Source organism: Bacillus sp. 7894-2 (assembly GCF_002272225.1).
Lineage (GTDB): Bacteria > Bacillota > Bacilli > Bacillales > Cytobacillaceae > Cytobacillus.
Genome location: NZ_NPDG01000155.1, coordinates 1 through 9,857 on the forward strand (window position 1 = coordinate 1; position 9,857 = coordinate 9,857).

12 protein-coding genes and 1 riboswitch are annotated in these 9,857 nt (G+C 38.0%); of the genes, 10 read left to right on the forward strand and 2 right to left on the reverse strand.

Annotated elements, in window-relative coordinates:
- Positions 1 to 65 precede the first annotated feature (65 nt).
- The 7 genes from CHI10_RS21170 (at position 66) to CHI10_RS21200 (ending at position 6,398) form a co-directional block, all read left to right on the forward strand.
- The gene (locus CHI10_RS21170) at positions 66 to 1,025 is read left to right on the forward strand and encodes a nucleoside hydrolase (RefSeq protein WP_095246123.1); all 960 of its coding nucleotides are present in this window, start codon (positions 66 to 68) and stop codon (positions 1,023 to 1,025) included.
- Positions 1,026 to 1,204: 179 nt separating this feature from the next.
- Positions 1,205 to 1,693, forward strand: coding sequence for a hypothetical protein (locus CHI10_RS21175; protein ID WP_095246124.1), 489 nt, complete (start codon positions 1,205 to 1,207; stop codon positions 1,691 to 1,693).
- A 570-nt stretch (positions 1,694 to 2,263) separates the two neighbouring features.
- Positions 2,264 to 2,346, forward strand: a riboswitch (ZMP/ZTP riboswitch).
- A gap of 83 nt (positions 2,347 to 2,429) precedes the next feature.
- Positions 2,430 to 3,311, forward strand: coding sequence for a bifunctional 5,10-methylenetetrahydrofolate dehydrogenase/5,10-methenyltetrahydrofolate cyclohydrolase (locus CHI10_RS21180; RefSeq protein WP_095246125.1), 882 nt, complete (start codon positions 2,430 to 2,432; stop codon positions 3,309 to 3,311).
- Positions 3,312 to 3,522: 211 nt separating this feature from the next.
- Complete coding sequence (locus CHI10_RS21185) at positions 3,523 to 3,723, forward strand: cold-shock protein (protein WP_076262882.1); 201 nt, start codon at positions 3,523 to 3,525, stop codon at positions 3,721 to 3,723.
- Positions 3,724 to 4,020: 297 nt separating this feature from the next.
- Positions 4,021 to 5,475, forward strand: coding sequence for a degradosome RNA helicase CshA (cshA, locus tag CHI10_RS21190; RefSeq protein ID WP_095246126.1), 1,455 nt, complete (start codon positions 4,021 to 4,023; stop codon positions 5,473 to 5,475).
- Between the two features lie 137 nt (positions 5,476 to 5,612).
- Complete coding sequence (locus tag CHI10_RS21195) at positions 5,613 to 5,813, forward strand: cold-shock protein (RefSeq protein WP_095246127.1); 201 nt, start codon at positions 5,613 to 5,615, stop codon at positions 5,811 to 5,813.
- An 87-nt stretch (positions 5,814 to 5,900) separates the two neighbouring features.
- Positions 5,901 to 6,398, forward strand: a complete 498-nt coding sequence (locus tag CHI10_RS21200; RefSeq protein ID WP_095246132.1) for a metallophosphoesterase family protein — start codon at positions 5,901 to 5,903, stop codon at positions 6,396 to 6,398.
- 7 nt (positions 6,399 to 6,405) lie between these two features.
- On the opposite strand, the gene CHI10_RS21205 is transcribed toward CHI10_RS21200, so the two are convergent.
- Positions 6,406 to 7,251, reverse strand: coding sequence for a GNAT family N-acetyltransferase (locus CHI10_RS21205; protein ID WP_095246128.1), 846 nt, complete (start codon positions 7,249 to 7,251; stop codon positions 6,406 to 6,408).
- Between the two features lie 157 nt (positions 7,252 to 7,408).
- Here CHI10_RS21205 and CHI10_RS21210 point away from each other — a divergent pair, with 157 nt between their 5' ends.
- The gene (locus tag CHI10_RS21210; protein ID WP_095246129.1) at positions 7,409 to 7,801 is read left to right on the forward strand and encodes a cytosolic protein; all 393 of its coding nucleotides are present in this window, start codon (positions 7,409 to 7,411) and stop codon (positions 7,799 to 7,801) included.
- Positions 7,802 to 7,831: 30 nt separating this feature from the next.
- Here the strand turns inward: CHI10_RS21210 and CHI10_RS21215 are convergent, their stop codons facing one another.
- Positions 7,832 to 8,125 (reverse strand): DUF6509 family protein, encoded by a 294-nt coding sequence (locus tag CHI10_RS21215; RefSeq protein WP_095246130.1) that lies wholly within the window; start codon positions 8,123 to 8,125, stop codon positions 7,832 to 7,834.
- Positions 8,126 to 8,401: 276 nt separating this feature from the next.
- Between CHI10_RS21215 and CHI10_RS21220 the strand changes: the two genes are divergently transcribed.
- Complete coding sequence (locus CHI10_RS21220) at positions 8,402 to 8,611, forward strand: cold-shock protein (protein ID WP_095246131.1); 210 nt, start codon at positions 8,402 to 8,404, stop codon at positions 8,609 to 8,611.
- Positions 8,612 to 8,813: 202 nt separating this feature from the next.
- The gene (locus CHI10_RS21225) at positions 8,814 to 9,644 is read left to right on the forward strand and encodes a hypothetical protein (protein WP_095246133.1); all 831 of its coding nucleotides are present in this window, start codon (positions 8,814 to 8,816) and stop codon (positions 9,642 to 9,644) included.
- Positions 9,645 to 9,857: the final 213 nt, after the last annotated feature.

A 9,857-nucleotide genomic window follows, 5' to 3' on the forward strand; every position in this document is an offset into this window, starting at 1 on the left:
GGAATTTAAACAAAAGGGACATTCCACAGGCATACTATATTATAAATAGGTAGCGGAGGTGGGTTATGTACAATGTTCTCATGTTTGTTGACTCGGGGGTTGATGATTCACTTGCCCTAATGTATGCTCTTCAGCATCCTGAGATTAATTTAGTTGGTGTGGTCAGCGCTTATGGCAATATAACCAAAGAAGAATCCATTAATAATACTGCCTATTTACTGAACCTTGCCGGCAGGGAGGACATACCCATAATAGCAGGGGCAAGCGGTCCATTATCCGGTGAGACCGCTGTCTTTTATCCTGAAATTCATGGGGAGGAAGGCCTTGGGCCCATTCAGCCTCCGGAGGATTTCAGCAGCAAAATAAAAGTATATGATATTGACAAAATTATTGAAATTATAAATCAGTATAAAAATGACCTTGTTATCGTTGGTGTTGGAAGGCAGACTGATTTGGCACTGCCGCTCATTCTATATGGAAAGGATGCATATCAAGATGTCAATGCATTATATTTAATGGGCGGTGCGTTTCTGGTTCCGGGAAATGTAACGCCAGAGGCTGAAGCCAACTTTTATGCTGACCCCATCGCAGCGGATTCAGTGCTGGAAAAAGCAAAAAACATTTATATATTTCCTCTGAATGTAACAAATAAAGCGATTATCCGGCCTGAGACGATTAATTTTATTGCAAATAATACCCAGTCACCTTTTAAAGATTTAATCAAACCTGCTTATGATTTTTATTATGAAGCTTACAAAAAGCTTGTTCCGGGAATTCAGGGTGCACCTCTCCATGATGTTCTTGTTTTAAGTGTTCTTACAAATCCAGATCTCGTCAAATATGTTAAACGAAGAGTGAGAATTGAACAGTTTGGAAAGGCCAAAGGAAAAAGCATAGCTGATTTCAGGCCTAAGCCGGAGGAGGAACCGCCGGAAACAATTGATAACATTGCTATGGAGCTTGACCTGGAACCTTTTATCATTGATTTTATGGAGGTTTTTCTCACTCAGAAAAAACAACAATAGCTTTTGACACATTGTGTTAAAAGCTTTTTTATTTGGATTGAAGGGTTTGGGAAGTTCACATAGAATGTATTAACATGGAAAACATTTGCAGTAAGTGGAAGATCTTCTGTAAAAATGAAATGGCAATATATCCATTTAACTTCTGCAGCATTAATCAAAATCAAATGGAGGCTTTCAAATTGCTGAAAAATAAAAAATTAAACATGACCCTTTCAATTCTCGGAATAGTGATAGCCATTGCACTGGCTTACAGTGTGCTTGTCTTTTTAAATAAGGATGAATCTAAGATGCAAAAGACCTCGGCAAATGCGGTGGAGCCCGCACAGGGGTTAATGTACGAAGATTTAGGAGACTTTATTGCCTCCAATCATACTTTTTATAATGAAACACTTGGCTGGGGAAGAGACCGTAAAGTCAGCTGGCCAAAACAAAGAAAACAAGCTGATCTAATCTTAAACTCCCTAAAAAAAATATCAGGAGAGAATGAGGATCTGCAGAAGGATCTCGGAACAATAACAAACCTGGCAGAAACTGTGCAGTCTGGCACCAAGGATAAGGAAGTGTTAATCAAACTGCACCGGTATTTTCATGATCTGGATATAGACTTTAATGACTATAAAGATACAACCGATTATTTTAATGTTACCGAGTACAAAGGAGAAAGCTAATTAGCTTGTGACAAGATTTTTTCTTGACAGATAAAAGTTTATAGGATATTATAGTGATTGAAGTATTTGAGGTATATTTTCAAGTCGTTAATCCACTTGGAATGTTCGGCACCCGAACCTTCTTTTTAGTGGAACTGCGGCTTTTTATTATGTTTTATGCTCTTTAGGATTTTGAAAGAGTAAGTATGTGTTTGTAATTAAGAAAAATTTGTGTGGACAGCTTAACGCTGAATGTTCTTCTTAATCATCTTCTGTAAACCAGACACTTCTCCGTATTTTTTACTTCAGTAAGTTTCTTACCATTTAATATTAAAATCTCAGAGAGCATCTCAGTCGGAAAGGATTTCCGACCGACCTGATTCCCACTGGCGCGGTCTAGGAGCCGCAAGGATGGAAGAGAGGCAGGGCTTTCATTGTTTTAGGTAATAATTAATTAACTCAAATATATCAATTATAAGGACAGTATTTGCTGTCCTTTTTTATTTATTTTGCAAAAACACGAACATTTTAATAAAATCAAGTTTAATTATTTGTGTTTTTATGATATTATCTACTCATTAGAATAGTTTTCAAAATCGCAGTGACTGACGACAATGCGGAATCAACCGCAGGGGAGCTGCGTCTATGTATAGCCGGTCGTCTGGGCAGAGATAAGGGATACCCTTGTCTCTTTTTTCATAACAAAATGGAAAAGCCCGCAAGCCGAATAGGTGCTTTTCCTATAGGAGGAATATGCATGGCGGAAAAAAAGATTATTCTTGATGGAATTGTTGTGGCAAAACATGTGAAAGACCAATTAAAGAATCGAATTGAAAAATTAAAGGCAAAAGGTGTTGAGCCTTGTTTAGCCACTATTTTAGTGGGGGATGATCCTTCGTCTGAAACGTATGTAAGAATGAAGGGGAATGCATGTGAAAAACTGGGCATCTTATCAGAACGTATTCATATGCCAAAGGATACAACAACAGAAGAACTGCTGGAGAAAATTGCACAACTGAATGATGATCTTTCTGTACATGGAATCCTTCTCCAGCATCCCGTACCTGGACATATAGATGAACGCAAAGCTTTTGAAGCTATTGCAATTGAAAAAGACGTTGATGGTGTTACAAGCCTCGGATATGGTCAAACTGCTTTCGGCTTTGGTGAATATCCGTCATGTACACCTGCAGCTGTTTTGGAAATTATGGATTATTATAAATTGAATACTGAAGGTATGCATGCTGTTGTCATCGGAAGAAGCCCAATCCTTGGCAAGCCGGTATCTGCCCTTTTACTCAATCGAAATGCAACGGTCACAACCTGCCATTCATATACCAAAGACCTGCCCATGATTGTTAAGCAGGCTGATATTGTCGTTGCAGCTGTGGGAAAACCTAACTTTGTTAAGGGTGAATGGATTAAAGCGGGGGCCATTGTACTTGATGCCGGATATAATGAAGGGAATATTGGAGATGCAGAGTATGACAGCTGTTTCGAAAAAGCGTTTGCTATTACACCTGTACCTGGTGGAGTAGGACCTGTTACGATCTCCATGCTTTTGAAACATACTGTTCAGGCTGCGGAAAAGACACTATCTAAAAAGAAAATCGCAAGTAGTCAATTTATCCCTAATTAAAAATTGACTCCAAAAGGATTGACTTATAGATGTGTGTCGTTTATTATTAGGTTAACGCTGTAAAGTTCGTAATATACTTTTTGGATAAGTAGACGTAGCTGCAAAGAAATGTAGGCGATCGTTCATCCTCATTTCTGGCAGCTATGGCTTTTTTATGTTAAGTTTATATGGTACATTATAGTGAAAAACAACTCATTGGGAGGCAACACAAATGAACACAGGTAAAGTTAAATGGTTTAATGCAGAAAAAGGTTTCGGATTCATCGAATCTTCAGAAGGTCAAGATGTATTCGTACACTTCTCCGCTATCCAAACTGAAGGTTTCAAAACTTTAGAAGAAGGTCAAGACGTTAACTTCGAAATCGTTGAAGGTAACCGTGGACCTCAAGCTGCTAACGTAACTAAAGCATAATTTTGCTTAAATGAGGTGATGCATGTCTAATCATGCATCACCTTTTTATGTTTGCTTATCCACTTTGTAGCCTTCAGCATTCCTCAAAACAGATCTTCTGCAACACCTGCTTTTAGGATATGTATTTTTCATTTCACCCAATTAAAATTCTTCACTTACAAAAAGTTTAAAATTAGTACAAACGGAAATGTAAAAAAGAGATGCAAACTGGAAAGCCTAGTAAAGTGTCATTGTCTTTATACAAAAAAAGTCTTACAGAACCTAATAACATTTATAATTCAAGGAGGAACACATATTTTGACAACTTTTTCAGATTTTGGCTTAAGTAATGAAATAGTAAAAGCTCTTTCCAACATGGGCTTCGAGGAACCAACACCTATTCAGGCACAGGCGATTCCAATCGGAATGCAGGGAAAGGACATGATTGGACAGGCACAGACTGGAACTGGAAAAACCACTGCTTTCGGTGTACCGCTTTTAGAGCAGATTGATTTGAACGCGGGTATTCAAGGTCTTGTCCTTGCGCCAACACGTGAGCTTGCTGTACAGGTGGCAGAAGAATTAAACCGGATAGGACAGGTAAAAGGTGTCCGGACACTTCCTGTATATGGGGGTCAGGATATTAACCGCCAAATCCGTGCGCTTAAAAAACACCCGCATATCATTGCTGCTACACCAGGCAGATTAATTGATCATATTGAAAGAAAAACAATCCGCTTAAGCAATATTAAGATGGTTGTTTTGGATGAAGCGGATGAAATGCTCAATATGGGATTCATCGAGGATATTGAAAGAATCCTAAGTGAAATTAAAGGGGAGCGCCAAACTCTGCTTTTCTCGGCAACAATGCCAAGAAGAATTCAGTCCCTTGCTGAAAAATTCATGCAGGAGCCTGAAATGGTTAAAGTGAAAGCGAAAGAAATGACAGTTAAAAATATTGAACAGTATTATATGGAAACGCATGAAAAACAAAAATTTGATGTGCTTTGTAATCTTCTGGATATTCAATCACCTGAGCTGGCGATTGTATTTGGCCGGACAAAAAAGCGTGTAGATGAAGTGGTGGAAGGTCTCATTAAGAGAGGATATTCGGCTGAAGGAATTCATGGCGATATTCCACAGGCGAAAAGAGATCAGGTAATCCGCCGATTTAAAGAGCAGACAATCGATATCATGGTTGCGACTGACGTTGCTGCCCGTGGCCTTGATATTTCAGGCGTCTCCCATGTTTATAACTTCGATATCCCGCAGGATCCTGAAAGCTATGTTCACCGTATTGGACGTACAGGCCGTGCTGGAAACAAGGGGCTTGCGGTTACATTCGTTTCACCAAGAGAAATTGATCACCTGAAAATAATTGAAAATGTTACAAAGAGCAAGATGGCGAAAAAGCCTGTTCCTTCCTTTAAGGATGTAGTAGCTGGCAATCAGCAGGCGACTATTAATAAACTTATGGAAGTTATTGAAAAAGAAGAACACTCAGACTTCAAGAGAGTGGCGGAAAATCTTCTTGAAGACACAGATTCTGTTACTTTGCTTGCTGCAGCCTTTAAAATGCTGACTAAAGGTCCTGATGTCACACCGGTTAAATTAACTGCGGTTGAACCTGTCCGTGTCAGAAAACCTAAAGGTGATCGCGGAGGAAGAAGATTCAGCGACAGATCCAGAGGCGGCGGACGCGATAGAAGAGATTTTAAAGGCGGCCGGGACAGACGCAGCAGTAAGCCACGCAGCAATAGCAATAAGGGATAATGCGGCCTGAAATGCGAAAAAAAGTTTTTTTCACTGCTTTTTGAATTTTTTATTATAAAAATTGAAGGTTTTACCCATATTAGTAAATGCAGGGTAATAATCACTCTGTGAGTTATTGATATTAGGAGGAAATTTACATGGCAACAGGCAAAGTAAAATGGTTTAACTCAGAAAAAGGTTTTGGTTTTATCGAAGCTGAAGGCGGAGAAGATGTATTTGTTCATTACTCTGCAATCCAGACAGAAGGTTTCAAAACCCTTGATGAAGGCCAGGAAGTTAACTTTGACATAGAACAGGGCCAGCGTGGACCGCAAGCTGTAAATGTAACAAAGTTATAATGACTGATAAGAGAGTCCCTTAATGGGGGCTCTCTTTTAATTTTGGGGTAAATAAGGTACAACAGTAAGGAGAAAGGACTGATAGTGATTAGAATTCTCATTTTATCAGATACCCATATGCCGAAGAAATCAAAACAGCTGCCAGGAGTATTGCTGAATGAAATGAACGGCTGTGACTTAATTATTCATGCAGGGGATTGGCAGAGCATCGAACTTTATGAGAAATTAAAGAAACTTGCGCCGGTTGAGGGGGTATTTGGAAATACCGACAATGTTGAACTTCGCGCTATTTTGAAGGAAAAAATACTGCTTGAAATAAATGGTTTTAAAATAGGTGTTGTCCATGGGCATGGAAAGGGGAAAACAACTGAAAAAAGAAGTATTGAGGCATTCAATGATGAAGGAGTTAATGCTATTATTTTCGGGCATTCGCATATCCCGGTCAAGAAACTTCATAATGGAGTTATCCTGTTTAATCCCGGGTCTCCCACTGACAAGCGCAGGATGCCGAACTATTCGTTCGGCATCCTGGAAGTTACAGATAAGTTAATATTCAATCATGTATTTTTCGATTCAAAGGAATAAAAGTTCATTAAAGCTTAAGTGTATTAAGGTCAAATTCATAATAATCCTGTGTACCGTATGATTCAAAGCCGCATGATTTGTATAATGATAGAGCATGGTCATTTTCTGCAGCCACTTCAAGATGTACCCAGCTGATTCCATTGCTGTGCTGATGGTTAACAGCATTGGTAAGGGCACTCCTGCCGATTCCTTTTCCCTGGAATAGAGGATCGACAGCAAATCCGTAAATCCAGGCAGCATCTTCATCTAGTTGAATCCTGATTTTGCCGGACTTTACGCCTTTGTATTTAATTATAAATGTCTTCTCATTTTCGCAGTTAAAGATATTATTATTAAACGCCGCTGCCTCTTCTTTTGGAACATCAAAGCATACTGTATCCAGATGATTAATGAAATCAAGGTCACTGCTCACTGCTTTCTCCAGGGTTACTTCCTGGTTTATTGTTCCGATCTCGGCGCTTTTATGCCGCTTCATTTGATATTCGGAGAAAGAATAACTGCTAGGCGATGACTGTATAAAACCTTTCGCGGATCCAGAAAAGGCTGGTGCATTAATAAGCAATTTGCTTACCTGGGTCAATTGTTTTACTGCTTCATTGAACAGACTGCAGAAGATGCCCTTGCGTCTATGATCCGGATGGACCATTCCGCATAATTCCACCGGGCCTCCGAAACTATAAAGAGCAAGGTACCCTAATAATTTTCCGTTTTTATCATAATGGAAATAGTCATGTTTCTCATCTGCAGGTCTCGATTTTAAAGTATCCCAATTTAATTTTAATTCGATATTCTCTGTCTCTTCGCATATTTGCTGTAGAGAACGAATATCGTCTAATTGTTTTTTGGTCAGCAATCAGGCAGCCTCCTGTATTAAAAATTGATAATACCAATAATATAAGAAAACGGTTCAAACGAATAGTCCCAAAATTGAATACATTTGAGTGCTGATTGAAATTATGTTAATAAATACAGCTATATGTTAGGATTGTATGGATTAAGGGGGAGATTGAATGAAAAATTTCACAGTGAAGTTCCATAAGGAAGACAATATACAGGAGATGGTTGTTCAGAAGCTGAACGAAAATGACTTTGAGCAATTTACAGAAGGTGGAACAAGGCATTTATTTGAATTGAACTCAAATGTTGGCTATTTTATATTTTTTGATGCTGTCGACAAGGAAGGTAAAGAGTCTTATATGGTACTGCAATATGAAGGGGAATCTGAAGAACCCAGTGCATGCTTTGCTTTTGAATTAAAAGATTTTTATCAATTCACTGCTCTTTATCTGAATGACCTTGATTTTAATGAAGGAAATAATGTGGACAGGGAAGAGGCTTATACACCTATACAGCATTTAGCGCATTTAATGTATCACATTATTGAAGAGGGAAAGGGAATTTAAATAAAGTAAAAGAGCAGGGGGAACCTGCTCTTATTCCTCTGCCTGGGAAAGGTTGTCCCGGCAGAAAGCTGAAACTGTTTTTTCTTCATCTTCATCTAAAGCGAAATCCAAAATCGTTCCAGAACCGCCTTCGACAAAATGATAATTAAGAATCCTCTCGTCTTCTCCATTTTTAAAATAAAGAACTCTTAGCTTAATGCCATTTTCTGAATATAATTCATCTTCTTCATCCACATTAATATCTAAAAAGAATTCGTAGCGGTCACCTGTTAAAATGCCAGTAGGATCCTGTATGTACTCAACAGAATAACTTGTAATGTTCATAGTCGTCACCCCTTCTATTGCTACTGTACTTGTCATTATACACTTTTCCCGGATTGGGTTTAATAGTATTTATCGATTTTTTGCTGTGTTTCAAAGTTTACAGCTGCAGGTTTAGAACTTTTTGACAGAAACTTTTAAATATGTTATACTAATTTTAGTTAAAGAATATAATATTGCCCATAAACACTTGTTATATAGAGCCAGTGGTTCGTCACTTTATATAGCAAGTGATTTTTATTTTGGGTAAGGGTCTTACTCTTTGGGAGGTGCCGTTAAATGGCGATGGGATTTGGCAGAAAAAACATGGAAGAAATCAAGGTTGAAGAAGTGAAAATTTGGGAGTGTACATCTGAGGCCTGCAATTGCTGGGTAAGGGACAATTTCAAAAGCAGCCAGGTACCTCTTTGTCCGATTTGCAAAAGTGAAATGCAGGAAACGACTAAAGAATTGCAAGTCGTTAACAATAACAGCATATTTTCTAAATAAGTGCAGGGGCGATCTTAATCGCCCTTTTATTTTTGCATAATAAGGCTGTCCAACTTACTTTCTCAGTTTCAACGTTTGCTCCGCACACCAGACTTTACGGTAATTCATTAGATTCCTGAAAAATTCCCGCGTTCAATGTAGAAGTATATGTTTGTCGGGGATGAACAAAATAATGGAAACGAGTGAAACTGGATGTGGAAGAATGTCGAATTTGCTTTGGTTTCTTGGATTAGTGCTCATAAGCATGGGTCTTATTTATATAGCTTATAAAAAAACTGACTTTCGTTTTAATCTGGCGGTTTATTTCTTCGCCATGGGACTTTCCTTTTTAATGGAATATATCGTCTTAATTTTATTTGATGCTTACTCCTATTATCCGAATTTCTTTTCAATCCACATGTATGATGATGTTTTTGGGTCCAGTATTTCACAGGCTTTTTTTATTCCTAGTGTATTGATGGCGATAGCCGCTTTTAGAATCCGCTTTAAGTGGATAATTTTGATAATAGCCTGCATTTATGGAATAGAAGAGCTATTTCTTTGGCTTGGCATCTATGAACATAACTGGTGGAGATCCTGGTTTACTCCTGCAATATTGTTTGCGTCTGTATTTGTTATAAAATGGTGGAGGAATAAAGTCGAAGACCCATCTTTTTTCATTCAATTTATAACTGTGTATATGGCTATCACCACAATCTTTCAAGGAGTCTCTTTTGGTTTAACGGCTATCGCAGGATCTCATCAATATAAAGTCGGCTGGTTTGAGTCTCCTTATCAGGACCATGTAGCTTTCAGTGTTCTAATCTGGATTATTTATGCACTGCTGCTGACCGTTGTTATAACAAAATATTATCGATTCAGATGGCTAACTTTATTATTTTTTGCGGATTTTGCATTTCATATCACCATGGTAAGGATGGACATTTTAGAAATAAGCTCTTATTGGAATCTTATTTTCTTTAGTGTGATACTTATACTATTGCTATTGTTAATCAGGAAATTAAATAATTATATGTTCCCGTCATGCAATTAACTCATGTCATTCAAGAAGGCTTTCTAAGAATTAAAGAAAAACTAAATGGAATAATATACCACGAATAATCCGTTGACCTGAAACATGGACAATGCTATTATTTAGGAACAGCTTTCACAAAACACCTTATAAAATAATTTTTAAAGTTTGTTGACGCGGAAGGTTGTAAATGATATTATAATAAAGTTGCTTTAAAAGATAGCAGCTGAACAG

Coding starts and splice junctions, on each gene's coding strand:
- CHI10_RS21170 (WP_095246123.1), top strand. CDS start 66: ATGTACAATGTTCTCATGTTTGTTGACTCGGGGGTTGATGATTCACTT.
- CHI10_RS21220 (WP_095246131.1), top strand. CDS start 8,402: ATGGCGATGGGATTTGGCAGAAAAAACATGGAAGAAATCAAGGTTGAA.
- CHI10_RS21180 (WP_095246125.1), top strand. CDS start 2,430: ATGGCGGAAAAAAAGATTATTCTTGATGGAATTGTTGTGGCAAAACAT.
- CHI10_RS21185 (WP_076262882.1), top strand. CDS start 3,523: ATGAACACAGGTAAAGTTAAATGGTTTAATGCAGAAAAAGGTTTCGGA.
- CHI10_RS21195 (WP_095246127.1), top strand. CDS start 5,613: ATGGCAACAGGCAAAGTAAAATGGTTTAACTCAGAAAAAGGTTTTGGT.
- CHI10_RS21215 (WP_095246130.1), bottom strand. CDS start 8,125: ATGAACATTACAAGTTATTCTGTTGAGTACATACAGGATCCTACTGGC.
- CHI10_RS21210 (WP_095246129.1), top strand. CDS start 7,409: ATGAAAAATTTCACAGTGAAGTTCCATAAGGAAGACAATATACAGGAG.
- CHI10_RS21225 (WP_095246133.1), top strand. CDS start 8,814: ATGTCGAATTTGCTTTGGTTTCTTGGATTAGTGCTCATAAGCATGGGT.